24 protein-coding genes and 1 pseudogene are annotated in these 26,330 nt (G+C 55.2%); 7 read left to right on the top strand and 18 right to left on the bottom strand.

Going from position 1 to position 26,330, the window contains the following annotated elements:
* Positions 1–48: 48 nt before the first annotated feature.
* Both ptrR and MUA00_RS18745 read left to right on the top strand, forming a co-directional pair.
* On the top strand, positions 49–900 hold the full coding sequence (gene ptrR / locus MUA00_RS18750; protein ID WP_271124504.1) for a putrescine utilization regulator PtrR: 852 nt from the start codon (positions 49–51) through the stop codon (positions 898–900).
* Positions 901–1,014: 114 nt separating this feature from the next.
* Positions 1,015–1,959, top strand: a complete 945-nt coding sequence (locus MUA00_RS18745; RefSeq protein ID WP_271124503.1) for an L-lactate dehydrogenase — start codon at positions 1,015–1,017, stop codon at positions 1,957–1,959.
* 56 nt (positions 1,960–2,015) lie between these two features.
* Here the strand turns inward: MUA00_RS18745 and dctP are convergent, their stop codons facing one another.
* Both dctP and MUA00_RS18735 read right to left on the bottom strand, forming a co-directional pair.
* Positions 2,016–3,053 carry a TRAP transporter substrate-binding protein DctP gene (gene dctP, locus MUA00_RS18740; RefSeq protein WP_271124502.1) on the bottom strand — a complete coding sequence of 346 codons (1,038 nt, stop codon included), beginning with the start codon at positions 3,051–3,053 and terminating at the stop codon, positions 2,016–2,018.
* A gap of 35 nt (positions 3,054–3,088) precedes the next feature.
* Entirely contained in the window at positions 3,089–3,880 is a 792-nt protein-coding gene (locus tag MUA00_RS18735; RefSeq protein WP_271124501.1) for a PhzF family phenazine biosynthesis protein, read from the bottom strand.
* A gap of 201 nt (positions 3,881–4,081) precedes the next feature.
* Here MUA00_RS18735 and MUA00_RS18730 point away from each other — a divergent pair, with 201 nt between their 5' ends.
* Entirely contained in the window at positions 4,082–5,278 is a 1,197-nt protein-coding gene (locus MUA00_RS18730; RefSeq protein ID WP_271124500.1) for a sugar transporter, read from the top strand.
* A gap of 84 nt (positions 5,279–5,362) precedes the next feature.
* Here MUA00_RS18730 and MUA00_RS18725 read toward each other — a convergent pair whose 3' ends face one another.
* The gene (locus MUA00_RS18725) at positions 5,363–5,602 is read right to left on the bottom strand and encodes a DUF2164 domain-containing protein (protein WP_271124499.1); all 240 of its coding nucleotides are present in this window, start codon (positions 5,600–5,602) and stop codon (positions 5,363–5,365) included.
* A gap of 9 nt (positions 5,603–5,611) precedes the next feature.
* Positions 5,612–6,280, bottom strand: a complete 669-nt coding sequence (locus tag MUA00_RS18720; protein ID WP_271124498.1) for a MarC family NAAT transporter — start codon at positions 6,278–6,280, stop codon at positions 5,612–5,614.
* A 219-nt stretch (positions 6,281–6,499) separates the two neighbouring features.
* Between MUA00_RS18720 and marR the strand changes: the two genes are divergently transcribed.
* The 3 genes from marR to marB are packed head-to-tail and all read left to right on the top strand — an operon-like array spanning position 6,500 to position 7,586.
* On the top strand, positions 6,500–6,934 hold the full coding sequence (gene marR, locus MUA00_RS18715; protein WP_271124497.1) for a multiple antibiotic resistance transcriptional regulator MarR: 435 nt from the start codon (positions 6,500–6,502) through the stop codon (positions 6,932–6,934).
* A 20-nt stretch (positions 6,935–6,954) separates the two neighbouring features.
* Entirely contained in the window at positions 6,955–7,329 is a 375-nt protein-coding gene (gene marA, locus MUA00_RS18710) for an MDR efflux pump AcrAB transcriptional activator MarA (RefSeq protein ID WP_167606727.1), read from the top strand.
* A 50-nt stretch (positions 7,330–7,379) separates the two neighbouring features.
* On the top strand, positions 7,380–7,586 hold the full coding sequence (gene marB, locus MUA00_RS18705; RefSeq protein ID WP_271124496.1) for a multiple antibiotic resistance regulatory protein MarB: 207 nt from the start codon (positions 7,380–7,382) through the stop codon (positions 7,584–7,586).
* A 40-nt stretch (positions 7,587–7,626) separates the two neighbouring features.
* Here marB and eamA read toward each other — a convergent pair whose 3' ends face one another.
* On the bottom strand, positions 7,627–8,520 hold the full coding sequence (eamA, locus tag MUA00_RS18700; protein ID WP_271124495.1) for an O-acetylserine/cysteine exporter: 894 nt from the start codon (positions 8,518–8,520) through the stop codon (positions 7,627–7,629).
* Between the two features lie 196 nt (positions 8,521–8,716).
* On the opposite strand from eamA, the gene ydeE reads away from it, so the two are divergent.
* Positions 8,717–9,922: an efflux MFS transporter YdeE gene (gene ydeE, locus MUA00_RS18695; protein WP_271124494.1), complete on the top strand. Its 1,206-nt coding sequence runs from the start codon at positions 8,717–8,719 to the stop codon at positions 9,920–9,922.
* Between the two features lie 87 nt (positions 9,923–10,009).
* Here the strand turns inward: ydeE and MUA00_RS21250 are convergent, their stop codons facing one another.
* The 13 genes and pseudogenes from MUA00_RS21250 to MUA00_RS18630 all read right to left on the bottom strand — a co-directional run bounded on the left by MUA00_RS21250 (position 10,010) and on the right by MUA00_RS18630 (position 26,114).
* A complete protein-coding gene (locus MUA00_RS21250; RefSeq protein WP_408639733.1) occupies positions 10,010–10,486 on the bottom strand; it encodes a GNAT family N-acetyltransferase in 477 nt (158 codons plus the stop codon).
* 9 nt (positions 10,487–10,495) lie between these two features.
* Positions 10,496–11,194 (bottom strand): annotated as a pseudogene (locus MUA00_RS18685) (GNAT family N-acetyltransferase); the annotation flags it as partial.
* 97 nt (positions 11,195–11,291) lie between these two features.
* Positions 11,292–11,990, bottom strand: coding sequence for an urea ABC transporter ATP-binding subunit UrtE (gene urtE, locus MUA00_RS18680; RefSeq protein WP_271124493.1), 699 nt, complete (start codon positions 11,988–11,990; stop codon positions 11,292–11,294).
* 61 nt (positions 11,991–12,051) lie between these two features.
* Positions 12,052–12,849, bottom strand: a complete 798-nt coding sequence (gene urtD, locus MUA00_RS18675; protein ID WP_271125012.1) for an urea ABC transporter ATP-binding protein UrtD — start codon at positions 12,847–12,849, stop codon at positions 12,052–12,054.
* The gene (urtC, locus tag MUA00_RS18670; protein WP_271124492.1) at positions 12,849–13,922 is read right to left on the bottom strand and encodes an urea ABC transporter permease subunit UrtC; all 1,074 of its coding nucleotides are present in this window, start codon (positions 13,920–13,922) and stop codon (positions 12,849–12,851) included. Before urtC ends, urtD begins: the two co-directional genes overlap by 1 nt.
* The gene (urtB, locus tag MUA00_RS18665) at positions 13,922–15,487 is read right to left on the bottom strand and encodes an urea ABC transporter permease subunit UrtB (RefSeq protein WP_271124491.1); all 1,566 of its coding nucleotides are present in this window, start codon (positions 15,485–15,487) and stop codon (positions 13,922–13,924) included. Before urtB ends, urtC begins: the two co-directional genes overlap by 1 nt.
* A gap of 95 nt (positions 15,488–15,582) precedes the next feature.
* Positions 15,583–16,854, bottom strand: a complete 1,272-nt coding sequence (urtA, locus tag MUA00_RS18660) for an urea ABC transporter substrate-binding protein (RefSeq protein WP_271124490.1) — start codon at positions 16,852–16,854, stop codon at positions 15,583–15,585.
* Between the two features lie 19 nt (positions 16,855–16,873).
* Positions 16,874–17,557 (bottom strand): GntR family transcriptional regulator, encoded by a 684-nt coding sequence (locus tag MUA00_RS18655; protein ID WP_271124489.1) that lies wholly within the window; start codon positions 17,555–17,557, stop codon positions 16,874–16,876.
* 101 nt (positions 17,558–17,658) lie between these two features.
* A complete protein-coding gene (gene uca, locus MUA00_RS18650; protein WP_271124488.1) occupies positions 17,659–21,279 on the bottom strand; it encodes an urea carboxylase in 3,621 nt (1,206 codons plus the stop codon).
* A 9-nt stretch (positions 21,280–21,288) separates the two neighbouring features.
* A complete protein-coding gene (atzF, locus tag MUA00_RS18645) occupies positions 21,289–23,085 on the bottom strand; it encodes an allophanate hydrolase (RefSeq protein ID WP_271124487.1) in 1,797 nt (598 codons plus the stop codon).
* 213 nt (positions 23,086–23,298) lie between these two features.
* Positions 23,299–24,174, bottom strand: coding sequence for an NAD(P)-dependent oxidoreductase (locus MUA00_RS18640; RefSeq protein ID WP_271124486.1), 876 nt, complete (start codon positions 24,172–24,174; stop codon positions 23,299–23,301).
* 17 nt (positions 24,175–24,191) lie between these two features.
* Positions 24,192–24,425 carry a DUF2526 family protein gene (locus MUA00_RS18635; protein WP_271124485.1) on the bottom strand — a complete coding sequence of 78 codons (234 nt, stop codon included), beginning with the start codon at positions 24,423–24,425 and terminating at the stop codon, positions 24,192–24,194.
* A 90-nt stretch (positions 24,426–24,515) separates the two neighbouring features.
* Positions 24,516–26,114 carry an ABC transporter substrate-binding protein gene (locus MUA00_RS18630; RefSeq protein WP_271124484.1) on the bottom strand — a complete coding sequence of 533 codons (1,599 nt, stop codon included), beginning with the start codon at positions 26,112–26,114 and terminating at the stop codon, positions 24,516–24,518.
* Between the last annotated feature and the right edge of the window lie 216 nt (positions 26,115–26,330).

The raw sequence follows: 26,330 nt of genomic DNA, 5'->3' as shown, positions 1-26,330 counted from the left end.
GAAAAATGAATAATGCTAAGTCAGTTATTCACGAAATGAGAACGAATCATGGATCTTATCCAGCTTGAAATGTTTACGACCGTCGCGGAGACCGGCAGCATTCACGCCGCCGCTCAGAAGGTGCACCGCGTGCCGTCTAATCTCACCACCCGCATTAAACAACTGGAGGCGGATCTGGGCGTTGATTTGTTTATTCGTGAAAACCAGCGCCTGAAGCTCGCCCCCGCCGGGCACAGCTTTTTGCATTACAGCAAACGCATCCTTGAGCTGGTGGACGAAGCAAGAATGGTGGTTTCCGGCAACGAGCCGCAGGGGATGCTGGCGCTGGGGTCGCTGGAAAGCACCGCCGCCGTCCGGATCCCAGGCGTGCTGGCGACGTTTAATCAACGTTACCCAAAAATTCAGCTTTCGCTTTCCACCGGGCCGTCCGGCGACCAGATTGATGGCGTGCTGGAAGGGAGACTATCGGCGGCTTTCGTCGATGGGCCGGTTTTGCATCCCGCTCTGGATGGGCTTGCCGTCTATGAAGAGGAAATGGTGATCGTAGCGCCTGTCGATCACGCTCCGATAGCGCATGCGCAGCAGGTTAACGGGGCGAATATCTACGCTTTTCGGGCGAACTGCTCGTATCGCCGCCATTTTGAGAGCTGGTTCCATCATGACCAGGCGATACCGGGGAAAATTCACGAAATGGAGTCCTACCACGGCATGCTCGCCTGCGTCATCGCCGGAGCGGGCCTGGCTTTAATGCCGCGCAGCATGCTCGAAAGCATGCCCGGCAGCCATCAGGCGAGCGCCTGGCCGTTACCCCCCGACTGGCGCTATCTGAAAACCTGGCTTATCTGGCGGCGCGGCGCGAAAACTCGTCAGCTTGAGGCGTTTATTGGGCTGCTGGAATAGCGATATGGCAACTCACCAGATTTGGCGGCGCATAAGAAAAACTGATTTTTTCCTGTTACCCGTTAGGTGTAACTTAGCCGCAGACTGTGAGAATAACCCTCAGGCTCAATCAGAATGAATACAAAAGCTCGTAAGGTGATGATTATCGGCACAGGAAACGTCGGCGTGTCCGCAGCCTATGCCTTATTGAACCAGAATATCTGCGAAGAGCTGATCCTCGTGGACTTAGATAAACAACGCGTGGAAGGCCATTGCCAGGATTTATCAGACGCCGCAGCCTATATGCCTGGCATGATGAAAATCAGCACTCGTGAAGCGCGTGAATGTGCGGATGTGGATATCGCCGTGATCACCGTTTCCGGCGGTGCGCTCAAGCCCGGCCAGAGTCGACTTGATGAACTGACCAACACGGCGCGCATCGTGGCGAAAATAGTGCCTGATATGATGAGCAATGGCTTTAAAGGCATTTTCCTGATTGCCACTAATCCCTGCGACATCATCACCTGGCAGGTCTGGAAACTCTCCGGTTTACCGCGCAGCCAGGTGATCGGCACCGGCGTCTGGCTGGATACCACGCGCCTGCGTCGTGCGCTTGCAGAAGCGCTGGATATCGGCGCGCAAAGCATCGATGCGTTTATTCTCGGCGAGCATGGCGATACCCAGTTCCCGGTCTGGTCGCATTCGTCGGTTTACGGCTCGCCTGTTGCCCAGGTCTATCAGCGCAAAGTGGGTAAGAACCTGGATATGACAGGCCTTGCTGAAAAGGTGCGTAAGCAGGGCTTCGAAATTTACGCCCGCAAAGGCTGTACGGAGTATGGCATTGCCGGAACCATCGCCGAAATCTGCCGTAATATTTTCACCGGCAGCCACCGGGCGCTGGCGATTTCCTGCATTCTGGACGGCGAATACGGTGAAACAGATGTGGCGGTTGGCGTGCCCGCGGTACTGGCGCAAAGCGGCGTACAGCAGGTGATTGAATTACAGCTTGCCGCAGATGAACAGCAGAAGTTTGCTCATTCTGTGGCGGTAATTAAAGCGAATATTCAGCGTTTGCCGTAAACAAAAACGCCCCTCGTCGGGGCATTTTCTTAACCGTTGAAATATTCGAGAAAGCGTTACTTCATTGTGTCATTCATAATGTGAGTGACTTTATCCATCGTCGCACCGGCTGCTTTCACGCCTTTTGCTTCTTGTTCTTTCACCCAGCTCGCCTGCACTTCCTGATAACGGGTGGCGGCTTGCCATTTCATCACCTCATCCTTTTTCAAAACCCGAACGGATGCGCCCTCTTTTTTCAGCTCTTCAATCTGGGAACCCATGCTCTTATCCATCACGGCGCCTAAAGATTGATAGGCTATTTCAGCCGCCCGGCTAATCGCCTCACGATCTTCTTTAGCTAGCCCGTCCCAGGTTTGCTTGTTCATCACCAGAAGATAGACATGCCCTAACCATAAATCTTTCGATACCAGGATGTCGGGTGCAGTTTTATGCACTTTAAGCTGATAACCGCTGTCCACGTTAACCATCAACCCATCCAGCGTTCCCGCTTCCAGCGCTTTATAGATGCCGTCATTCCACGGCATAGAAACAGGAATGGCCCCGGCGTTCTTCAAAAAATCCTGATGCCAGAAACTGGCGGTTCGCCATTTGGTGCCTTTAATGTCATCCAGCGTTTTTAGCGGCTTTGTGCTGAAGAAGGCCACGGGATAGCCCGTCGCAAAAAACAGATTAACAACGTTGGCTTTCTGTAACTCCTCAGGAAAAGCAGGAACATCGGCATAAACCCGGCGGAAAAATTCAATTTGTTTATCACCGACGGGCCCGACCGGGAAACTTTTGAAAATCTGTTGCAGAGGAAACACATCAGGCGTGTATTCAGGCACCACAATGGCCATATCGACATTCTTGCCCGCAGCGACGGTTTTTAATGCGTTATAACTTGTTGATAATTCGCCGTTCCAGTGCGCCTCTACTTTCAGACGCCCGTGGGATTCTTTCTCAATAGCCGGGAAAAAGACGTCCTTAATGAACTGGGTTCGCATGCCGCCCAGGGGTTCATGATCGGTATAGGTCAATATTTTTGCAGCGCTTGCCACCCCTGGTAACAAACAAGCGGCAACCGATACCGCCAGCAACGTTTTAATCAAACTCATGATTTTCTCCATAACAATGAGCAACCGGGGGCCCGCTAACGCAGCAACACTTTCCCAATCAGATAAGTCACCGCCTTCCCGCCGATAAGCACGCGATCGCCTACTAGCTGGCAACGCAAATCCCCGCCACGCTCCGATACCTGACGGGCCATCATCCGCGTTTTACCCAGTTTTTCAGCCCAGTAAGGGATCAGCATGCTGTGCGTTGAACCGGTAACCGGATCTTCCGGCACCGCCTCGCCTGGACAGAAGAAACGGCTGACAAAATCATATTCGCCCTCTCCTGGCGCTGTGATGCAGACCATTTTATCCAGCGGGATCATGGCATTTATATCCGCACGCACGGCTTCGACCTGCTGCTGTGATTCCAGCACGACCATATAATCACGCGCCACGCGCACTTCTTTGCATTCGCCTATCCCCAGCGTTTCAAGCAGCAGCGGCAACGGCATGACCGGCTCGCTGTCCCACGCCGGGAAATCGAGCGTTAACCATTCGCCGTTGCGCGTAACGCTAAGCGGACCGACAAAACGCGTGGAGAAATGAATTGTCGTCTGCGGATAATCGAAGTATTCAAAGATTACGTGCGCTGCGGCAAGCGTCGCATGGCCGCACAAATTTATTTCACCCTGGGTGGTAAACCAGCGCAGCTCAAAACCTTCATCCGTGGTGACAAAGAAAGCCGTTTCCGACTGATTATGCTGTTTTGACATCTTCAGCAAGGTGTCATCGGGCAGCCATTCTGTGAGCGGACATACAGCCGCAGCATTGCCGCCGAAAGTGGAATCAGCGAAAGCATCTACCATATAAAAGTCAATTGGTTGCATAACATAAACCTCATGTTGTTATTTGTGACTGCATACCCCCTACCATGCCATGAGAGACCGCTTTCTCGCATGCATTTTTTTATGCGCTCACAGCAGGACAAAAAAATGAGATATAAATCACAAAATGAGTTGTATGACCCGATTGATGGTTTTATGATCGCCTTCTCTTCTGACCTTTAAATATCAACGCGAATCTATTTTATGACACTAAGCTCAGTCTCACGCCGAACAGCGTGGCTGCGGGTCGTTACTCTTGCTGTCGCGGCATTTATCTTTAATACCACTGAATTTGTGCCTGTCGGGCTGCTGTCGGATATTGCCGGCAGTTTCGGCATGGAGACGGCGCAGGTCGGCATCATGCTCACCATCTACGCCTGGGTTGTGGCATTAATGTCGCTGCCGTTTATGCTGCTGACAAGCCAGGTAGAACGCCGCAAATTGTTAATCGGCATCTTCGTGTTGTTTATCGGCAGCCACGTGCTCTCTTTCCTCGCCTGGAATTTTACCGTGCTGGTGATTAGCCGCATCGGCATCGCTTTTGCCCACGCAATTTTCTGGTCGATTACGGCCTCGCTGGCCATTCGTATGGCGCCTGCGGGTAAAAAAGCGCAGGCGCTGAGCCTGATCGCCACCGGCACCGCGCTGGCGATGGTCTTAGGATTACCGCTGGGCAGGATCGTCGGACAATATTTTGGCTGGCGCACCACCTTCTTTGCGATTGGCGTTGTGGCCGCCATTACGCTGGTCTGCCTGATGAAGCTGTTGCCGAAGCTGCCAAGCGAACATTCAGGCTCGCTTAGCAGCGTACCGGAGCTGTTCCGTCGCCCGGCTCTGGTGAGCATCTACGTGCTGACAGCGGTTGTTGTAACAGCGCACTACACCGCGTACAGCTACATCGAACCCTTTGTGCAAAACGTTGCCGGACTGAGCGCAAACTTTGCGACGTTGCTGCTTTTAGTTCTGGGGGGCACCGGCATTCTGGGCAGCATTCTGTTTGGCAAACTGGGTAATAAATATGCCTCGCCGCTGATTAGCGGAGCGATAGCGCTGCTGGTGCTGTGCCTTGTATTGCTGCTGCCCGCCTCCACCAGCAACGTGAATCTGACGGTGCTGAGCATGTTCTGGGGGATCGCCATTATGGTGATTGGCCTTGGCATGCAGGTAAAAGTCCTGGCGCTGGCGCCGGACGCCACGGACGTGGCAATGTCGCTCTTCTCAGGAATATTCAATATCGGAATTGGTGCCGGAGCGCTGTTGGGAAATCAGGTCAGCCTGCATTTTTCTATGTCCGGCATCGGGCTGGTTGGCGCGATCCCGGCGCTCGCCGCGTTGATCTGGTCGGTGCTGATTTTCCGCCGCTGGCCGGTGGCGCTTGAAGAACAGCCGCACCACGGCTAAAGGTGGCCCGGGCGGTGGGATGCCACCGCCCGGATGGGTATTTTTGAAGTTGGCTTTTTCCGAGCGTTCACGGGCAGATCCGCCTCAGACTTCCTTTTCCAGATCCAGCAGCTCTTCGAGCGTCAGCACGTTGTTTTGGATAACGTCCATGGCTTTATTAAGTCCCTGGTTATAAAAAAGCGGCGCGATCTTTTTTACCAGTTCATCAAGGAAGAACTCGGCTTCAAACTGCCCCAACTGGAGGTCGTGCTTGTCTTCCATATAATCGACGATATGCGCCACAACGTTCTGGTAGTCATCGTTGGGTAGCTTTAAGTTTTTCATCTCATTCCCTTATTTTGGCCAGGTGGTAATGATTTCCAGCACGCCGTTAATGATGAACTGCACGCCCATGCACACAAGCAAAAAGCCCATCAGGCGAGAGATGGCTTCAATGCCGCTTTTACCCACGAGACGCATAATGGCCCCGGAACTGCGCAGGCTGCCCCATAAAATCACGCTAACCAGCCCGAAGATGAGCGGCGGCGCCACCAGCACGACCCAGGGCGTAAATTCCACGCCGTGTTTAATCGTGGAAGCGGAGCTGATGATCATCGCAATCGTCCCCGGCCCCGCGGTGCTCGGCATTGCTAAAGGTACGAATGCAATGTTCGCGTCCGGCTCTTCGCTCAGCTCTTCAGATTTAGTTTTCGACTCGGGAGAAACATGCGCTTTTTGCTGCGGGAAAAGCATTCGAAAACCGATTAGCCCGACGATTAATCCCCCGGCTATACGCAGGCCGGGAATCGAAATGCCGAAGGTGTTCATTACCACCTGCCCGGCATAGTAGGCCACCATCATAATGATGAAAACGTTCACGGAGGCCGCAAGCGCCGTGCGGTTACGCGCCTTGCTGTTCATGTTCCCGGCAAGCCCCAGGAACAGCGCAACCGTGGTCAACGGGTTTGCCAGCGGCAGCAGCACAACCAGCCCAAGCCCGATGGCCTTTATTAATTCCAGCATAATAATTCCTTTATGTCCGTAACTTACAACCGCCAAGTATACTCATCAAAAGCCTTTACTTCCCGCAGACGGGTTGTTTCAAAATAAATTCTCTCCTGCTAACCGAGGCGTTTTAGCTATTCGTGGCATCTTTCTGCGCCAGGCGAATCAGCACGTTGACTTATACTTGCCCTGGCAATAATATCTCGCGTGATTAATCTACTTGCCTGGGCAACCATAGTGAAAAGCACAAGTGATCTGTTTAACGAAATGATCCCGCTGGGGCGACTGATTCACATGGTTAATCAGCATAAAGACCGCCTGCTCAACACTTATCTTTCACCGCTGGATATCACGTCAACGCAATTTAAGGTGCTCTGCTCCATTTATTGTGAAGTGTGTATTACGCCGGTGGAGTTAAAAAAAGTGCTGTCGGTGGACCTTGGCGCGCTAACCCGCATGCTCGATCGTTTGCTTTGCAAAGGGTGGATCGAACGTTTGCCGAACCCGAATGATAAACGCGGCGTTCTGGTCAGGCTTACGTCTGAGGGGAAAAACTTGTGCGAGAAGTGTCACAGCCTTGTGGGGCAAGACCTGCATCAAGAATTAACAAAAAACCTGACGGCAGATGAAGTTGATACGCTTCATTACCTGCTAAAAAAGGTATTGCCGTAAACCTGAAAAGAGGTGAGACGATGTCCAGACGCAATAACGATGCGATAACAGTACACAGCATTTTGGACTGGATAGAAGAGAACCTGGAAACCCCGCTCTCGCTTGAGAAAGTTTCCCAGCGTTCTGGCTACTCAAAGTGGCACCTGCAACGGATGTTCAAAAAAGAGACCGGCCATTCATTAGGCCAGTACATCCGCAATCGCAAACTGACCGAGATTGCTCTGAAGCTTAAAGACAGCAACGAGCCGATCCTCTATTTAGCGGAGCGTTACGGGTTTGAGTCGCAGCAGACGCTCACCCGCACGTTCAAAAACTATTTTTCCGTGCCGCCGCACAAGTATCGCGTTACGCATCTGACCGGCGACGGAAAATATCTTCACCCTCTTAACCATTAAGCAGTAAACGAACATAACCGTCTGTGCAAACGGGCGTAAACGAGGATTTCATGAAACGCTTTGTCTCCGCAGCCGCCGTGCTTCTGGTTCTGGCATCGGGCAACGTATGGGCGGAACAGCCGGGCAACTTTAGCGTCACCCAGGCCAACCACGGCGGGATGATAATTCCCCCTTCTGATAATCATAATGGCGCAAGCAACACCGTCAGTGATAAATCAGAACAGTTGGGCGCGCCCTATTACCACGGCAACGAATAGTGCATCAGGGTCGGGTAGCGTTTGCTTACCCGACACACCATCAGCCGACTACGGGCTTACGTACCCGCAAACCAAACACATTGATATACAACCCACACATGATCAGCACCGCGCCAACCAGTTGCGTGGCGCTTAACCTTTCGTCAAGCAGCAAGGCGGCACTCGCCATCCCCACCACCGGAACAAGTAATGAAAGCGGCGCCACTCGCCAGGTTTCATAGCGGCCAAGCAACGTGCCCCAAATCCCGTAACCGACGATGGTTGCGACAAACGCCAGATAAACCAGTGACAAAATAGTCGTGAGATCGATAGCCACCAGGCTTTGCAGCATTAAAGCCGGGCCGTCCATCAGCAGGCTTGCAACAAAGAACGGGATCACCGGAATAAGCGCGCTCCATACCACCAGCGACATGATCTGCGGGGGAGCCGCAAGCTGCATGATTTTTTTATTGAAGATATTGCCGCACGCCCAGCTAAACGCCGCGGCCAGCGTCAGCATAAAGCCCAGCAGCGCCACGTGCTGTCCGCCAAGGCTGCCTTCAATCAAAATCAACACGCCAATCACGGCAAGCGAGATGCCCGCTATCTGCTTTGTCTGCAACCTTTCTCTGAAAACAAAAGCGCCGAGAATAATCGTGAAAAACGCCTGCGCCTGTAATACCAGCGACGCAAGACCTGCGGGCATACCAAATTTAATCGCGCAAAACAAAAAGGCGAACTGGCCGAAACTGATTGTCAGGCCATAGGCTGCTAATAAGCGAAACGGGATTTTCGGACGCGAGACAAATAACAGCGCGGGGAAAGCCACCAGCAAAAAGCGTAACCCTGCCAGCATCAACGGCGGCATATTATGCAGCCCCATCTTAATCACTACAAAATTAAGCCCCCATACCACGACCACCAGCATCGCCAGCAGCCCGTCTTTACGTGTCATACCCGCCCCTGTCATTTTATAAATTTGTTAAAACTTAAGCCTAAAACCCGGGCATTAACAGATACAGATCGCAATAAATCCCAGCCATACAGATGTGATTCGCTGTGCTCTGGTGATAAGTCAGCCCTATACTTAGCTGTTTCTTCATGATAAATCTGACCGCTGTCTTCCACGCCTTCCACAGATACTGATAAAAATGGCTACCCTCGCGAAGTTGTTTTCCGGCAAGCAATTATCAACAAGCATTTTACTTATCGCCTCTTTGCTGCTGACCGTTGGCCGCGGTCTCACCCTGCCGTTTATGACCATTTATCTTGCACGCCAGTACAACATGCCGCTAAAAGAGATCGGTCTTGCTTTAACCATTGCGCTAACGGCAGGCGTTATTTTTAGCCTCTGGTTTGGCATTCTGGCGGACAAATTTGATAAGAAAAAATACATGCTGCTGGCAATCGCCCTTTTTCTTGCCGGATTTATTGCAATACCGCTGGTTAATAATTCCGTACTGGTAGTAATTTTTTACTCGCTTATTAACTGCGCGTACTCGGTATTTTCTACGGTGCTGAAAGGTTATTTTTCCGACACGCTGGAGCTGCATCAAAAACCAAAAATATTTTCCCTTAACTACACCTTTTCAAATATCGGCTGGACCGTCGGGCCGCCGATTGGCACGCTCGCGGTGCTCTACAGCACGAATTTACCTTTCTGGCTATCCGGCCTGACGGCGGTTATCCCGTTTATCTTAATCGGCCGCTATGTACACGGCGTGCCGGTAAATACTCCCGAGCAAATCGGAAGCGCCGTGCTTTCTCCTCGCAGCATGCTCAAGGACAAAGCGTTAATGTATTTCACGCTTTCAGCCTTTCTCGGCTCGCTGGTTTACGGATCTTTTGCCGCGTGCCTGTCGCAGTACGCTATCGCCATTTCCGACTCGGGGCTTGCTGAAAAAGTGGTTGGCGTAGTGCTGCCGGTTAATGCCTTTGTGGTGGTGGTTTTTCAGTATCTGGTGGGTAAACGCATACGCCCGGACAACATCAAAAAACTGATGTTCTACGGAACGTTATTTTTTATGGCGGGCCTGGCGGGGTTCATGCTCTCAGGAAACAATTTGTTGTTCTGGGGGCTTTCTGCCGCGGTGTTCACGGTGGGCGAACTGATCTACGCGCCGGGTGAATATATGCTGGTCGATAACATTGCGCCGCCGGGTTTGAAAGCGAGCTACTTTTCAGCGCAGCAGCTCGGCTGGCTGGGTGGCGCATGCAACCCGCTGTTAACGGGTTTATTGCTCACCTGGCTTGCGCCGTCGATGCTGTTTATTGTGTTGATGGCGGCCATCGTACTGGCCTATATGTCGATAGTGAAAGGCATGGCGGTGAAGTCGCGGGCGGCGTTTGTCGGCTAAGCGGTGAATGGCGTTAACGCTTATCCATTCAACAATCGCTTTGGCATCACAGGGCAGGTAAGCCCAGCGCCACCCGGTAATCAACCTTTACTCTAACTCTTTACGATACTGAATAAAGCCGGGTTTATCCGCGAGCTTGTCATAAAGCGTTTGCGCGGCAGCGTTCGTCTCGTGCGTGTGCCAGTAAACCCGCGAAGCCCCCTTCGCTTTTGCATGCTGATAAACCCCTTCTATCAGCGCCCGGCCAACGCCTTTGCCGCGTGATTCCGGCGCGGTGAACAGATCTTCCAGATAACAATGATCGCCCTGTGACCAGGTGCCGCGGTGATAGACCACGTGCACAATACCGAGCAATTTTTGCTGCGCGTCGAATGCGCCCAGCGCATACATAGGTTCATCCTCCGACAACATACGCTGCCAGGTCAGCAGGCTTAGTGAATCACTCAGTTGAGAAGCGTAAAACGTTAAATAACCCTGCCAAAGCTCACGCCATGCGGAGTAATCGTTCCGGACCAGCGGACGAACGTCCAGGGCAGTTCTGTGCTTGCCGCAATGACCGGCCACGATTTCAGCTCGCACATCGGAAAGGCTGCGGATCTGTTTTCCCTGCGGCATATTTTCTGCCGCAAGCCAGGTCTCAAAAGTAACTTTTATCTGCGGCCATTCGCTATCAAGAATAGAAAACCACGCGGTATCACGCGTGCGGCCTTTGTAGACAATTGCCTGCCGGAAAAGCCCTTCAAAGCGGAACCCAAGGCGCAAAGCGGCGCGGCGCGAAGGCCCGTTCAGGCTGTCGCATTTCCATTCGTAGCGACGATAGCCCAGCGCGTCGAAGGCATATTTCATCAGCAAAAAATGGGCTTCCGTAGCCTGCACCGTGCGTTTTAGCTCGGGGGAAAAACTCACAAAACCAACTTCCATCACGCCGTTCGCCGGGTCGATTCGCATTAGCGAAAGCGTGCCCATCGCATGATCCGTTTTTTGGTCGATCACCGCGTAGTGCAAGGGATCGGCACTGGCGGCAGCGCTCGCCACAAATTCGGCAAACTGTTGTTCGTCGGCAAACGGCCCCACGCTCATGTAAGTCCAGTCGCGCCCATCCTCGGCTTTGCTCCAGGCTTTCCACAGGGACTGCGTATGGGATTCAGAAGTAAGCGGCTCAAGACGACAATAGCGCCCTTCAAGCACAATGCGCTCCGGGCGAGGACGAGGTTGCCAGTCAGATAAAGCCGCGCCGGTAGGTTGCAGGTATTCGTTTGTTGCGCCAGTCAAAGCTGACCTCCGGGAGGAGTTAAAAAGTAAGAGCCTTACTATAGGCCATTAAACGAGGCTACAAAAAGCATCAGAACATCGGCATTTTGCGACCCCGTTAAATCGCCACCAGCCCCCGAACCCCATCCGCTTCCATATTCGCTCCGGCGCCGCGTTGAATAATCGATCCGCGCGACATCACCAGATAGCTGTCCGCCAGTTCTGCGGCAAAATCATAAAACTGTTCGACCAGCAAAATAGCCATGTCGCCTTTCGCGGCAAGCTGGCTAATGACCTGGCTTATTTCTTTAATGACCGAAGGCTGAATGCCCTCGGTAGGCTCGTCCAGAATAAGGAGCTGCGGTTTGCAGGCCAGCGCACGCCCGATGGCCAGTTGCTGCTGTTGCCCGCCCGAAAGATCGCCGCCACGGCGCTGCTTCATTTCTTCAAGCACCGGAAAAAGTCGATAAATGTCTTCCGGCACCTGTTTTGCATCGCGGCCGGCAAAACGCGAAAGTCCCATCAGCAGGTTTTCTTCAACGGTGAGACGGGGAAAAATCTCACGCCCCTGCGGCACATAGGCAATACCGGCCTGCACACGCTGGTGCGGTTTACGCGCGGTGATATTATTTTGCTGCCAGCTTACGCTGCCGGACTTCGCCGGGATAAGTCCCATCAGGCATTTCAGCAAGGTGCTTTTCCCCACGCCGTTGCGCCCAAGCAGGCAGGTAACCTCGCCGATTCTGGCGTCAAAGGAGACGCCGCGCAGGATATGGCTGCCGCCGTAGTACTGGTTTAGTTCGTGGACCATCAGCATATTTAATTCCTCCCGGCGAATGGCGCTGTGCTTATCCGCCCTACAAGTTCCGCCTTCGTTATTAACGTCCCAGATAAACTTCAATGACCTGCTCGTTGGCCTGCACATCTTGCAGCGAACCTTCTGCCAGCACCTGTCCCTGATGCAGCACCGTAACGTGATCGGCTATGGTTTCCACAAAGCCCATATCGTGCTCCACCACCATCAGAGAGTGCCTGCCCGCAAGCTGGCGGAAAAGTTCGGCGGTGTATTCGGTTTCCGCATCCGTCATGCCTGCCGCAGGCTCGTCCAGCAACAGTAAATGCGGCTCCTGCACCAGCAGCATACCTATTTCCAGAAACTGCTTTTGTCCGTGCGACAGCAGGCCTGCCTGGCGGTGGCGTTCTGCGCCAAGGCGCAGCGTAGTCAGCATTTCATCGATGCGATCGCGCTGCTCGGAAGTCAGTTTTGCCCGCAGGCTCGCCCACACCGACTTATCCGCTTTTTGGGCTATCTCAAGATTTTCAAACACCGTCAGCGCTTCAAAAACCGTGGGCTTCTGGAACTTACGCCCTATTCCTTTTTTGGCAATTTCTGCGGGCTCAAGGCGCAGCAGGTCCGTGGACTGATCGTAAAATGCCTTGCCGGTTTGCGGTTTAGTTTTGCCGGTGATCACATCCATCAGCGTGGTTTTGCCCGCGCCGTTCGGGCCAATCACGCAGCGCAGCTCCCCCACGCCAATATTGAGTGAGAGATCCGTCAGCGCCTTAAAGCCGTCGAAACTAACGTTGATGTTTTCCAGCATCAGCACCGGATCGGTCTGTTCGCGATATCTGTCCGTCAGATGCTGACGGGTGAATAGCGGTTCGCCAGGTTGCATCATTTCTCTCCTTTACGCAGCAGGCCAATCACGCCGCGCGGCAAAAACAGCGTCACGATGATAAAAATCAGCCCGAGGAACAACTGCCAGTATTCCGGTACAGCCATGGTGAAATAGCTTTTTGCGCCGTTCACAAGTCCTGCGCCGAGTATTGGCCCAATCAACGTGCCGCGCCCGCCAAGCGCGACCCAAATCGCGGCCTCGATGGAGTTAGTCGGCGACATTTCGCCCGGGTTGATAATCCCAACCTGCGGCACATAAAGCGCGCCTGCCAGCCCGCAGAGCACGGCAGATAACGTCCAGACGAGTAATTTAAAACCACGCGGGTCGTAGCCGCAGAACACGAGACGGTTTTCCGCATCGCGCACGGCGGTCAACACGCGGCCAAACTTGCTGCGCGCGAGTGCAAAGCCAACGGCAAGGCTCGCTATCAGCAGCAAAACCGTGGCGATAAATAACCCGATGCGCGTGCTCGTCGCCGTGATGGGCATGCCCAGAAGGGTGGTAAATCCGGTAAAGCCGTTATTGCCGCCAAAGCCGGTTTCGTTGCGAAAGAACAGCAGCATGCCGGCATAGGTCAGCGCCTGGGTCATTATCGAGAAATACACGCCTTTGATTTTTGAACGGAAGGCAAAAAAGCCAAACACCAGCGCCAGCAGCCCCGGCACCAGCACAACCAGCGCCATCGCCCAGGCAAAATGCTGCGTGCCCCACCAGAACCAGGGCAGCTCGCTCCAGGAAAGGAAAGACATAAATTCAGGCAGCCCGTCACCTGCGGCCTGGCGCATCAGATACATGCCCATCGCATAGCCGCCCAGGGCAAAGAAAATACCGTGTCCCAGCGAGAGCAATCCCGCGTATCCCCACACCAAATCCAGCGCCACGGCGACGGTGGCGTAGCAAAGAATTTTGCCGACCAGCGTCAACGTGTAGGTGGACAAAGCCCAGGGATGACCGGCTGGCAGCAGCGTCAAAAACGGCAGCGTCAGCATCGCAACAACCAGTAAAGTTCCCAGCGCGGCGCTCAGGCGCGGCGCTTTGCGAGTCAGGGTTAACGTCAGCGGCTGGCTCATCAGTCGAGGATCCTCCCTTTCAGCGCAAACAGGCCCTGCGGACGTTTCTGAATAAACAGAATAATCATCACAAGGATTAAAATTTTGCCCAGCACCGCGCCGATTTGCGGCTCCAGTATTTTGTTGAAGATACCCAGCCCGAACGCGGCGGCCACGCTCCCGGCAAGCTGCCCCACGCCGCCAAGCACCACCACTAAAAACGAATCGATAATGTAGCCCTGGCCCAGTTCCGGACCGACGTTGCCAAGCTGCGAGAGCGCAACGCCCCCCAGTCCGGCAATGCCGGAGCCGAGGCCAAAGGCCAGCATATCCACGCGCCCGGTCGGCACGCCGCAGCAGGCCGCCATCGCACGGTTTTGCGTAACGGCCCGCACGTTCATGCCCAGACGCGTTTTGTTAAGCAGCAGCCAGGTAAACAGCAGCACCAGCATGACAAAGCCCAGCACCACGAGCCGGTTCCACGGCAGGATGAGGTTCGGCAGCACCTGCACGCCGCCGGAAAGCCACGCCGGGTTCGCCACTTCCATGTTCTGCGCGCCAAATACCATGCGCACAATCTGGATAAGCATCAGGCTGATGCCCCACGTCGCCAGCAGCGTTTCCAGCGGCCGTCCGTAGAGATGGCGGATAACCGTGCGTTCAAGCGCCATGCCGATACCCGCAGTAACGGCGAAAGCTACCGGCAACGCCACAATCGGATAGAACGTCAGCCAGCCGGGGGCATACTGTTGAAAACCCGTCTGGACCAGCCAGGCAGAGTAAGCGCCCAGCATCAGCATTTCGCCGTGCGCCATATTGATAACGCCCAGCAGACCGTAAGTGATCGCAAGGCCCAGCGCTGCGAGTAACAGAATCGATCCTAAAGAAAGCCCCATAAACGCCTGGCCGAGGATGTCGCCGAGCATCAGCCGGTGCTGGATTTTTTGCAGCCCTTCGCCTGCCGCCTCGCGCACCTGCGCGTCAGGTTCGTTTTGCGCATCGGTCAGCGGTTTTAGCAATGCCTGCGTATCCGGATCGGCGGAATGCCCAAGAAGCTCGACCGCGCTTAAGCGCACTTTCGCATCGGGGCTTGCAAGCCGCAGACGAGCCAACGCCCCTTCAAGCGCGGTGCGCACGCTTTCATCCTGTTCGGCGTTAAGCCTTTGTTCAAGCAGAGGAAGCAGCCCAGGCTCAGCCTCTCTTTGTAATGCTTTTGCCGCCTGCAGGCGCACGGTGACGTTGTCACTTACCAGCCGATGACTGGCCAGCGCGCTGGCAGCCAGAATGCGTAAGCGGTTAGTGAGACGCACTTTTTTCACCTCTCCGGCTGGCGTTTTAGCTTCGCCAAGCGGGGTAAGCGTTGAATCCGTTTGCGCGAACGCATGGTGTTGTTCATCGGTCACCAGGCTTTCCTGGTTTAGGGCGCTTAGTAACGGGAGGCGGGCCGCGTCCGGCGCTGCCGCCCAGCTTTGCAGCAGCTTCGCCTGTGCGGATCGGTTAGCCGCCGCAAAATCCTCGGCATCTCCGGCGCGGGCGAAACACGGCAGCAGCCAGGCTACGATCAGCAGCCATCTTATGAGTTTCATGGGCGTCTCCTGCTTGCAAGGATGAATGCGCTCGCGCTTATCCACCCTTCGCGTCGAAATGTAGGGCGGGTGCATAGCGCCACCCGCCATCTGGTTTAGTTGCTGGCCGTCTTCACCGGCTCATCAGACTTCTTGTCGTTCCCGGCAATAAACGGGCTCCACGGCTGCGCGCGAACCGGGCCTTCGGTCTGCCACACCACGTTGAACTGACCGTTGCCTTCGATTTCGCCGATCATCACCGGCTTATGCAGATGGTGGTTGGTGGCGTCCATCGTCAGGGTAAAGCCGGAAGGCGCTTTAAAGGTTTGCCCGGCCATGGCGGCACGAACTTTATCCACATCCGTGGTGCCTGCTTTTTCAACGGCCTGGGCCCACATATGGATGCCAACGTAGGTGGCTTCCATCGGATCGTTGGTGACCACGGTATCGGCGTTCGGCAGCTTGTGGGCTTTCGCATAAGCCTTCCATTCGGCGACGAACTGTTTGTTGGTTGCATTATCCACGGACTCGAAGTAGTTCCAGGCGGCCAGATTGCCCACCAGCGGTTTGGTGTCGATGCCGCGCAGCTCTTCTTCACCCACGGAGAACGCCACCACCGGCACGTCCGTTGCCTTCAGCCCCTGGTTCGCCAGCTCTTTGTAGAACGGCACGTTAGAGTCGCCGTTGATGGTGGAGATCACCGCCGTTTTACCACCGGCGGAGAACTTCTTGATATTAGAAACGATGGTCTGGTAATCGCTGTAGCCAAACGGGGTGTAGACCTCTTCGATATCTTTATCCTGCACGCCTTTGGAATGCAGGAAAGCGCGCAGGATTTTGTTGGTGGTGCGCGGATAAACGTAATCGGTGCCCAGCAGGAAGTAGCGTTTCGCCGCCCCGCCGTCTTCGCTCATCAGGTATTCCACCGCCGGGATCGCCTGCTGGTTTGGCGCAGCGCCGGTATAGAACACGTTTGGCGACATCTCTTCGCCTTCGTACTGCACCGGATAGAACAGCAGCCCGTTGAGCTCCTCAAACACCGGCAGCACGGATTTACGCGATACCGATGTCCAGCAGCCAAACACCACCGCCGCTTTGTCCTGGCTTAGCAACTGACGCGCTTTCTCAGCAAACAGCGGCCAGTTGGAGGCCGGGTCAACCACTACCGGCTCAAGCTGTTTGCCCAGCACGCCGCCTTTGGCGTTGATGTCAGCGATGGTCATCAGCGCCACGTCTTTTAGGGGCGTTTCGGAAATGGCCATCGTGCCGGAGAGCGAATGCATAATGCCTACTTTGATGGTATCGGCCGCCTGGGCGCTGAAAGCCAGCCCCATGCTGATAACCGACGCGGAAAGCGCAAAAGCTTTAATAAAGGTACGACGTTGCATAATTCTCACTCCTGAAAAGTTAAAGACGCTGTGTGTTTCGTGCCAGGTGCAACATATGAAGCGTTATCAAACGAACCTCTTTCTGACTTGCGGCTATATGGTCGTGTAAACGAGTCTGCGCCTCCTGAATATTGCGGTCCAAAATGGCGAGCAGGATTTGCCCGTGCTCGTGATAAGTCGCGCTCACGCGTGGCCGCTGGGTAAAATCCAGCCGCCGCACGATACGGATTTTTTCAGTGATATCGCGATGCACCCGCGCCATCTCCGTGTTGCCTGCCGCCTCGACCAGCGTCATGTGAAACGCCTCGTCATGGCTTGCGACCTCCCCGCCGTCCGGTAGCTGCGGTGAATCAATCCAGAACTGTTTCAACATCTGTAGCGGCAGCGGCCGCACCTCCTGCGGCAGCGCGCACAGTCGTTTCACCGCTTCGAGCTCAAGCACGATGCGCAAATCGTAAAGCGATTCCAGGTAGTCAAAATCCACCGCTTTGATCTGCCAGCCGCTGCGCGGCTGCACCTCGACATAACCTTCCTGCTCCAGCGCATACAGCGCCTGGCGAACCGGCGTGCGGCTGGCCTCCATTCGTACCGCAACGTCGTTTTCGCTGAAGCGGTCGCCGGGTAGTAACTGGAAATCGAAGATTTCCTGTTTGAGCTGCCGGTAAATACGTTCGGCGATGCCTTCTGGTTTAGTGGCTTTCATTTATTCCCCACGTGGATGGCGCTACGCTTCTCCGCCCTACAGAAAACGGAACTGGCATGTAGGGTGGATTAGCAACGCGCCATCCACCTTCCAGCCAGCAGTCACACCACATCCAGCCACAGCAACGCATCGCCAGGCCCAACCGGGCGGCCCTGCTGGCAACTGATGCGGATAACGGTGCCGTCGCAGGGCGCGGAAACCATCAGCTCCATCTTCATCGCTTCCACCACGATAAGCGGCTCGCCCTGCTTCACCGTCTGACCCGCTTCGACGAGGATCTTCCAGATATTGCCGTTCAGATCCGCGCTCACCAGATGCCCTTCCTGATCCTCACAGACCTCTTCTTCTGCAAGCATGGCGCTCTCAACCGCCGCGCTTTCCTGCTCTTTCCAGTGGGCAACCTCGCTGTTAAAGGCGATTTTTTGACGCTCGCGGAAGCCCGCGATGTCGTCAGCGTTTTGTGCGAGGAATTCGTTATAGGCGGCGAAATCAAACTCAACTTCTTCAACGCGAACCTGCGCCCGCCCTTCACGGAATGCGGCGCGGAACTCGGTCAACTCGTCTTCTGTAACCGGGTAAAAACGTACCTGGTCGAAGAATTTCAGCAGCCAGGGCTCGTCGCTGAACTGCTCGTTTTTAAGGAATTTGTTCCAGATGGGCACCGTGCGCCCGACCAGTTGATAGCCGCCCGGCGAGTCCATGCCGTAGATGCACATGTACATGCCGCCGATGCCAACCGTGCCTTCGGCAGTCCAGGTTCGCGCCGGATTGTATTTCGAACTAAGCAGCCGGTGGCGTGGGTCAAGCGGTACCGCGCAAGGCGCGCCGAGGTAAACGTCGCCCAGGCCCAGCACCAGATAGCTGGCGTCGAAGATTATCTGTTTCACTTCGTCACGGTGCGCAAGTCCGTTGGTGCGCTGGATAAAATCGACGTTATTCGGCAGCCAGGGCGCATCGTTGCGCACGGTTTCTTTGTAGCGTTCCACCGCCGCAAGCGTGGCGCTGTCTTCAAAGGCCATCGGCAGATGCACGATGCGCGAAGGAATTTTCAGCGTCGTCACATCGCCAAGCTGTTTCTCAAGGCTTAGCAGCAGCGTGAGGAGCTGAGACTGGGAAATATGCTGGCTGTCATAGCGCACCTGCAGCGAACGCACGCCGGGAGAAAGCTCTTCTATACCGTTCCCGGCAGTTTGCCGGATGGCTTTCATCAGCAGGTAAATGCGCAGGCGCAACGCCAGATCCAGCACGTTATCACCGTATTCGATCAGCACGTAGTTATCCCCCGCCTGGCGATAAACTACCGCTGGCAAATCACCCTCTGCCGCAAGCTCCGCCAGAATGGCCGCGCTGGACGTTGTGCCGGGCATAATCGAAGGATGCAAATCGGGCAGCGTGTCGACGTGCAGCAGATTGGTCACCGCCACGTCCTGAGCGATCTCCAGCGACTGCGCGTGTTCAAACGTAATCGCGTGGAAACGAATGCGATCGCCGGGTTTCACCTGCCCGACTTTCCACAGCTCTGCCTTAGCGATGGTGACCGGGCAGACAAAGCCGCCCAGGCTCGGGCCGTCGCGCGTCAGAATAACCGGGAAGTCGCCGGTGAAATTCACCGCGCCAATAGCGTATTCGCAGTCATGAACGTTGGAAGGATGCAGCCCGGCCTCGCCGCCGTCGGCGCGCGTCCATTCCGGTTTCGGGCCGACAAGCCGCACGCCAAGGCGGTTTGAGTTGTAGTGAACCTGCCATTCGGCGTCAAAAAACGTCTGCATGGATTCCGGCGTGAAGAAATCAGGCGCGCCGTGCGGCCCATAAAGCACGCCGATTTCCCACAGACTGCCATACTGCGGGATAACCGCGGGCTCCGGCATCTGCGGCAGCGAAATCGGCGCGGGCGTGGTGCAGGCGGGCAAACAAGGCTGGGAAATCGCCAGCACGTCTGCAACCCGCAGGGTACGTCCGGCGTGCCCGCCAAACTGTCCCAGCGCAAAAGTGGAACGGCTGCCGAGATAAACCGGCACGTCAAACCCGTTGCGTACGGCGAGATAGGTCCGGCAGCCGGACGTCGCGCGGCCAAGCTTCAGCGTCTGGCCTGCTTTAACGATAATCGGCTGCCAGTAAGGGACTTGCGCATCGTCAAGGGTAGCCGGACAAGGCGCGCCGGTCAGCGCAATAGTGGCCGCGCTGTGAAAACGCAGCGTCGGTCCCTGAAGCGTGAACTCCAGCCCGGCGGCAGAGGGATGGTTGCCGACAATGCGGTTTGCCAGGCGGAAAGCAAAGTCGTCCATCGGCCCGGACGGCGGCACGCCGATATCCCAGTAGCCGAGACGGCCCGGACAGTCCTGCACGCTGCTCCAGGTGCCCGGTGCCAGCACTTCGACGGCGTGAGCCTGATATACCACGCTGTCCAGCAGGCGCGTCCACATCACGCCCGCTTTAAATTCCGCAAGCTGCACAATCTGGCGCAGATAGTCGAGGTTGGTGGCGATACCGTGCAGACGCGTGGCCGAAAGCGCCGCGTTCAGTTTACTTAACGCCTGCTGACGATCGTCGCCATGAACGATCATTTTGGCGATCATCGGATCGTAAAAAGCGCTTACTTCGCTACCGGTACTGACCCAGCCGTCCACGCGCACATCCTCCGGGAAAGCGACATCGGTCAGTACGCCGGGGCTTGGCTGGAAGTTTTTCAGCGCATCTTCGGCATAGATTCGCACCTCAATGGATGCGCCTTTTGGCGGTTGCGCAAGACGCTGCCAGTCGAGAGGCGCGCCTGCGGCGACCTGCAGCATGCACTCAATCAGATCGAGCCCGGTGACCATTTCCGTTACCGGGTGCTCAACCTGCAAACGCGTATTCACTTCAAGAAAATAAAACGCGTCGCGCGTGGCGTCGTAGATAAATTCCACCGTGCCCGCGCTGCGGTAGTTCACCGATTCGCCAAGCGCTACAGCGGCCGCGTGTATTGCTTCGCGTGTGGACTGCGGCAGGTTTGGCGCAGGCGTTTCCTCAATAACTTTTTGGTTGCGGCGTTGCAAAGAACAGTCTCGCTCGCCCAGCGCCACCACTTTGCCTTTACCGTCGCCGAAGATCTGCACTTCCAGGTGGCGTGCACGGTCAACAAAACGTTCGATAAACACGCCGTCGTCGCTGAAAAACTGCTGCCCCATGCGTTTTACGCTCGACCAGGCATCCAGCAGCGCGGCTTCGTCATCGCAGCGCGTAAGCCCTATTCCGCGGCCGCCTGCGGTGGTTTTCAGCATCACCGGATAGCCGATTTCGGCTGCGGCAAGCTGCGCCTCCTGCAAGTTGAGCAGCAAACCGGTGCCCGGGGTCATCGGCACATCGGCCTTAAAGGCCAGTTCGCGAGCCCGGTGTTTAAGGCCGAAATCCCGAATCTGATCGGCGGTCGGGCCGATAAAGACGATACCCGCCTCTTCGCAGGCCTGGGCAAATTCAGCGCGTTCGGAAAGAAAGCCGTTGCCGGGAAAAATCGCCTGCGCGCCGCTCTCTTTTGCGGCGGCAAGAATCTTTGCGATATCCAGATAGCTGTCCGCCGCCTTTTCGCCGCCAAGCGCAATGGCGATATCCGCGTCTGTGACATGCTGCGCGTTGGCGTCGGGCCCGGAATAGACCGCCACGCTGGTAATGCCCATTTTCTTAAGCGTTTTGATCGCGCGAACGGCAATCTCGCCGCGGTTAGCAATTAACACTGAGCTAAACATATTCCCTCCTCAGGCGCTGTGGTGACGGGCAAGCCAGGCTTTCCAGCCGCCCCATGCGGTAATGTCCGTCGCGTCAGCAAGCGCTATTGACTCGCAAATAAAGCCTTTCACGCTCTCACCGTCTTCAAGCGTCAATGTGCCAATGCCAAGGGGAGCCGGAATTTCAGCGACAAATTCGCCAAAGCACGCCTGCGGAATATCCCAGAGCTCAACGGCGATCGGCTGGCCTTCCTGGCTGCGGGCAAGACCCGGTTTGGCAGGCTGCGTGTTAGCCAGGGCGTAAAGCCGATAGCTGGCGGCGGTACGGGCTTCTTTGATGAATACCGCATTTCGCGTGGTGAGCTGGTGGTTAAGCGGCATACCACGCAGATGCGCGCCGACCACGGCGACACGCACGTGATTTGACGAGATTTTTTCTGCGCCAGGCGCGGGGAGTAATTTATCCGTTGCGCCTAGCGGCAGGTTGATGGCGGCCTGCCAGGCCATACCGAACTGGCTCAGCGCGCGGTCGTGCCAGGCCGGAGCAATCAGGGTGATGCCCGCAGGCAATCCGTCATCGCGAAAATCGCCCGGCAACGCCTGCGCGCAAAGATCGGCAAGATTAGTGAAGTTGGTGTAGGTGCCGAACTGCGAGTTAAACCGCACCGGCTCCTGCGCCATTTCTGCGATGGTATGAATAGTCGGCGATGTAGGCACCACCAGCGCATCAAAGCCTGCGAGCTGCGCGTTAATTTTTTGCGCCAGTTCGGCACGCGTGTATTCCGCCTGCCAGGCATCGCAGGCCGTATAGTTCAGGCCGTTCGCCACGATGCCGCGCACCGTGGGGTCCATTTCTTCCGGCTGATTCCTGAAGAATTCGCCCACGGCCACGGTGCGCTCAGCAACCCACGCGCCGTAATAAAGCTGTTCTGCCAGTTGGGTAAAAGCGCTGAAATCAATCGGCACAAGCTCTGCGCCCTGCTGTTCCAGGCGCGCCAGCGTTTTGGCAAAAGCGGCTTCGCTGTGAATATCAGCAAAAAACTCCAGTTTGTCCGGGATCGCAAAGCGAGGTGTTTCGCTGAAGCGTGCCGGGGAAGTTTTTGGATTGTGACGAGAGTAAGGATCCTGCGGATCGTAACCGCCAGCCACTTCGGCCACGGCCTGCACATCGGCAACGGTTAAGGCGAATATGGAAACGCAGTCGTTCAGACGACAGGCGGGCAGCACGCCTTTGTTAGAAAGCCAGCCTTTGGTCGGCTTCAGACCAACGATATTGTTGAACCCGGCAGGCACGCGGCCAGAACCTGCCGTATCGGTACCCAGGGAGAAACAGACCAGCCCGCGCGCCACAACGGAGGCTGAGCCGGAGCTGGAACCGCCGCTCACATAATCAGGATTAAACGTGTTTTTTACTGCGCCAAATGGGGAGCGGGTGCCAACCAGCCCGGTAGCAAACTGATCGAGATTTGTTTTGCCAACCACCACCGCGCCTGCGCCTTTTAAACGGGCGACCACCGTCGCGTCCTGCTGCGGCGTCCAGGTAAATGCGGGGCAAGCGGCGCTGGTCGGCATGCCTGCCACATCAATATTATCTTTTACGGCAAAGGGCACGCCTAATAATGGATAATCGCCGACTTGTTTATCGCCGGAATTAATCGCATGTAAAATTGTGGTTAATTGCGCATGGATTTCATCGTGGCTGGCAATATATATCCAGGCATTATCGTCGCGGGATAAATTAGCATTCAGTTGCTGGTAAGCAGCAACAAGCTGTTGTGGCTGCTGGCGGTAAGTTAAAACCCACTCAGACAAAGTTGATACTGACATAAACTGGCATCCCATCTGGTATACAAGATGAAATGGATAAAGCAATTACGATGCCAGTTATTTAATTGAGATTAATTTCAAAGAGTTAAATTAAATATAATATTTTCTTATCTTATATTTGCACCGTTGTGGCGCGAAATATGCCGCAATATTTTCCTGATGGTGCATATGACGGATAAGTGAAAAACTTATCCGCCATCAGATAAAAATAATTTATTTTTTACCGCTGCGGCGGGCGGATACGGTGGCTAATGCCGCCCAGTCGAGATTCTCATCACCGTGCGCCAGCGCATCGAGATAATTATCACGTAAAACTCCGGCAATACCCATCGGTACATGCTTACTTTCCGCCGCCTGCTGCGCCAGACGCACGTCTTTCAGGCCCAGTTTCATGGTGAATCCGGCCGGGGTATAACGATTTTCCGCAATCATCGCGCCGTAATTTTTATAGGCGGGTGCTGCAAATAACGTGCTGGTCAGCATGCCGAGGAAATCAGCGGGGGCAACATCATAGGCATCCACAAGGGCTGCGGATTCGCCCATCGCTTCAATGGCGCTTGCCAGCATAAAATTGGCCGCGAGCTTGACGGCTGCGGCCTGCTCCGGCCTGTCGCCGAAGCGCCAGGTTTTGCTGCCCAGCACGTCGAAAATCGGCTGCACTTTATCAAGCAAATCGCTGTCGCCCGCGGTGAGAATATTCAGGTTTCCGGCTGCGGCAACGTCAACGCGCCCCAGAACCGGCGCCGCAACATAGCGGCTGCCGCGAGCGCTGGAATTGGCGGCCATCTCTTCGGTAAAAGCTACCGAAACCGTCGCCATATTGATCCAGATAGCCCCCGGCGGTAATGCGCCAAGCGCGCCCTGTCCGATGACCACCTCGCGGCTGATGTCGTCATCGGCCAGCATGGTGATTAACACGTCGCTGTCGGTAAATTCCGCAGGGGTTGCGCAAATACGCGCGCCCTGCGCTTTTAACGCTTCGGCAGGCGTTGCGGAGCGGTTCCACACGGCAACCTCAAAGCCTGCTTTAAGCAGGTTCTCAGCCATTGGCTGGCCCATGCCGCCAAGCCCAATAAATCCAATACGCATAATAACTCCTGGTCTGGTCAGAGAATGGTGCCGCCTTTCGTTAAGGCCTGGCGGCGTTCTTCCGCCTCTTCTCTTTGATGATGGCCTTTGTGCGCAATAGCGGTACGCAGGCGCTGCTGCTGGGTGTAACGATCTTCGCGGCTCAGTTGCGCGTCGTCGCTTAGCTCAATCAGCAGTTCGTTCATATGCTCAATCACGTTTTCGCTGATGGTTGCGTCTACCCGTGCAATGACCTCGTCCAGATGTGCCATATACTTCTCCTTTTTTGGCGGGGGGCTTTCGTTTATCCACCCTAAGATACGCTTTGCAGGGTGGATAAACCCAGCGCCTTCCGCCGGTTTTTAGTTCAGCTTAGCCTTTGAGAAATCGCTGCCGCTGAGGCTGACGCTGTACCCCGTCACGTTGCTGCGCGTGGCGAAGAAGGTTTTGCCGTTGGCAAGCGGGATCCACGGAGCCTGCTGGTAGAAAATTTCCTGCGCCTGTTGGTAAAGTTTGGCGCGCGCAGCCGGATCGCTGGTGAGTTTCGCCTTGCGGGTCAGCGCATCATACTGCTTGTCGCACCAGCGGGCGGCGTTAGAACCGCTTTCGATGCTGCCGCAGCCCAACAGCGTATCCGCGAAGTTATCCGGGTCGCCGTTGTCGGACATCCAGCCAAACAGCGCTGAGGAGTGCTCGCCTTTGCGCATTCCGGAAAGGTACTCGCCCCATTCGAACGTCACGATTTTGGCATTCACCCCTACTTTCGCCCAGTCCGCCTGGATCATTTCCGCAATGCGGCGCGAATTCGGATTATACGGTCGCTGCACCGGCATGGACCACAGATCGGTGTCGAAGCCTTTTTCCAGGCCAGCCTGCTTGAGCAGCGCTTTGGCTTTTTCAGGATCGTATGAGTAATCCTTCAGGTTTTTGTTATAGCCCATCATGGTCGGCGGGATCGGCGAGTTCGCTACCGTCCCGGTGCCCATAAAGACGGCGTTGATAATGGATTTTTTGTCCACGGCGTAATTCAGCGCCTGGCGCACCAGCACGTTATCAAAAGGTTTTTTGTCGGTATTAAAGGCCAGATAGCCGACGCTCAGGCCGTCAACGGTATGCAGCGTAAGATCTTTGTTCGCCTTGATTGCGTCAAACTGCACCGGACCTGGGGCGGGGATAATCTGGCACTCGTTCTTCTGCAGTTTTGCCAGACGCGTCTGCACGTTTGGCGTGATCGAGAAGATCAGATGTTTGGTCGGCACTTCGCCGTTCCAGTAATTCGGGTTCGCCACGTAGCGGATCAGCGAGTCCACCTTGTACTCCTGCAACGCATAAGGGCCGGTGCCGATAGGCTGGGTATCCACCCGTTCAGGCGTGCCCTTTTTCAGCATCGCATCCGCGTATTCCGCAGACAAAATCGAAGCGAAGTCCATGCCCCAGTCGGCAAGGAACGCCGCATTCGGCTCGCTCAGAGTGAACTGAACGTGATAATCATCGATTTTTTTCACGTCGGTTATCAGCTTGTCGAGGCCGACATCGTTGAAGTATTCGTAATTAGCCTGCGAGACGTTGTGATACGGGTTATTCGCGTCTTTCTGGCGCATTACGGAGAAAATCACGTCGTCGGCGTTGAAATCACGCGTTGGCTTGAAATATTTATTGCTGTTGAACTTCACGCCCTGGCGCAGGGTAAAGGTGTAGGTTTTACCGTCCGGGCTGATTTTCCACTCGGTAGCCAGCGACGGCACCGGCAGGTTATCGCTCTTATTAAAATCAACCAGGCGGTTATAGAGCGTTTGCGAGCTGGCGACAAAGCTTGGGCCAGAGCTTGCGATTTGTGGGTTGAAGGATTCCGGAGAGGCTTCGGAACAATAGACAATCGTATTACTGACGGCCGCCGTCGCAGCGCCTGCGGGTAGCAGAGCGCTAAGCAGTAGCCCGAGGAGTGTTTTCCCTGTGGACATGTTTTTGCCTTTTGTTTGCTTGCCAAATGGTTTGCGTACTTATTATTTTGCGCCTTAATAACAGCACACCAGAAAGCCATCGGCAAATAACAAACGGCTATCATGTTATTCATTTTTAGCGGGAATTGCTCATTTTTATAGCAAAAATAGAAGATAACACTGGTGGATGGCGCTACCGCTTATCCACCCTACAAAACTGTTCACCGGCCGGATTCA

The organism is Dryocola boscaweniae (genome assembly GCF_025215095.1).
Taxonomy (GTDB): Bacteria; Pseudomonadota; Gammaproteobacteria; order Enterobacterales; family Enterobacteriaceae; genus Dryocola; species Dryocola boscaweniae.
Note: the sequence above shows the minus strand (reverse complement) of the source record. Positions and strands in the feature narration are given on the sequence as shown.

What these genes read in the sequence shown, in the direction of transcription:
- urtB (WP_271124491.1), bottom strand. Translation starts at nt 15,487, where the DNA reads ATGAAACTCATAAGATGGCTGCTGATCGTAGCCTGGCTGCTGCCGTGT.
- ydeE (WP_271124494.1), top strand. Translation starts at nt 8,717, where the DNA reads ATGGCTACCCTCGCGAAGTTGTTTTCCGGCAAGCAATTATCAACAAGC.
- eamA (WP_271124495.1), bottom strand. Translation starts at nt 8,520, where the DNA reads ATGACACGTAAAGACGGGCTGCTGGCGATGCTGGTGGTCGTGGTATGG.
- MUA00_RS18735 (WP_271124501.1), bottom strand. Translation starts at nt 3,880, where the DNA reads ATGCAACCAATTGACTTTTATATGGTAGATGCTTTCGCTGATTCCACT.
- ptrR (WP_271124504.1), top strand. Translation starts at nt 49, where the DNA reads ATGGATCTTATCCAGCTTGAAATGTTTACGACCGTCGCGGAGACCGGC.
- urtE (WP_271124493.1), bottom strand. Translation starts at nt 11,990, where the DNA reads ATGCTGATGGTCCACGAACTAAACCAGTACTACGGCGGCAGCCATATC.
- dctP (WP_271124502.1), bottom strand. Translation starts at nt 3,053, where the DNA reads ATGAGTTTGATTAAAACGTTGCTGGCGGTATCGGTTGCCGCTTGTTTG.
- atzF (WP_271124487.1), bottom strand. Translation starts at nt 23,085, where the DNA reads ATGTCAGTATCAACTTTGTCTGAGTGGGTTTTAACTTACCGCCAGCAG.
- MUA00_RS18655 (WP_271124489.1), bottom strand. Translation starts at nt 17,557, where the DNA reads ATGAAAGCCACTAAACCAGAAGGCATCGCCGAACGTATTTACCGGCAG.
- MUA00_RS18630 (WP_271124484.1), bottom strand. Translation starts at nt 26,114, where the DNA reads ATGTCCACAGGGAAAACACTCCTCGGGCTACTGCTTAGCGCTCTGCTA.
- uca (WP_271124488.1), bottom strand. Translation starts at nt 21,279, where the DNA reads ATGTTTAGCTCAGTGTTAATTGCTAACCGCGGCGAGATTGCCGTTCGC.
- marA (WP_167606727.1), top strand. Translation starts at nt 6,955, where the DNA reads ATGTCCAGACGCAATAACGATGCGATAACAGTACACAGCATTTTGGAC.
- MUA00_RS18730 (WP_271124500.1), top strand. Translation starts at nt 4,082, where the DNA reads ATGACACTAAGCTCAGTCTCACGCCGAACAGCGTGGCTGCGGGTCGTT.
- MUA00_RS18725 (WP_271124499.1), bottom strand. Translation starts at nt 5,602, where the DNA reads ATGAAAAACTTAAAGCTACCCAACGATGACTACCAGAACGTTGTGGCG.
- MUA00_RS18640 (WP_271124486.1), bottom strand. Translation starts at nt 24,174, where the DNA reads ATGCGTATTGGATTTATTGGGCTTGGCGGCATGGGCCAGCCAATGGCT.
- MUA00_RS18635 (WP_271124485.1), bottom strand. Translation starts at nt 24,425, where the DNA reads ATGGCACATCTGGACGAGGTCATTGCACGGGTAGACGCAACCATCAGC.
- MUA00_RS18745 (WP_271124503.1), top strand. Translation starts at nt 1,015, where the DNA reads ATGAATACAAAAGCTCGTAAGGTGATGATTATCGGCACAGGAAACGTC.
- urtD (WP_271125012.1), bottom strand. Translation starts at nt 12,849, where the DNA reads ATGCAACCTGGCGAACCGCTATTCACCCGTCAGCATCTGACGGACAGA.
- marB (WP_271124496.1), top strand. Translation starts at nt 7,380, where the DNA reads ATGAAACGCTTTGTCTCCGCAGCCGCCGTGCTTCTGGTTCTGGCATCG.
- urtA (WP_271124490.1), bottom strand. Translation starts at nt 16,854, where the DNA reads ATGCAACGTCGTACCTTTATTAAAGCTTTTGCGCTTTCCGCGTCGGTT.
- MUA00_RS18720 (WP_271124498.1), bottom strand. Translation starts at nt 6,280, where the DNA reads ATGCTGGAATTAATAAAGGCCATCGGGCTTGGGCTGGTTGTGCTGCTG.
- urtC (WP_271124492.1), bottom strand. Translation starts at nt 13,922, where the DNA reads ATGAGCCAGCCGCTGACGTTAACCCTGACTCGCAAAGCGCCGCGCCTG.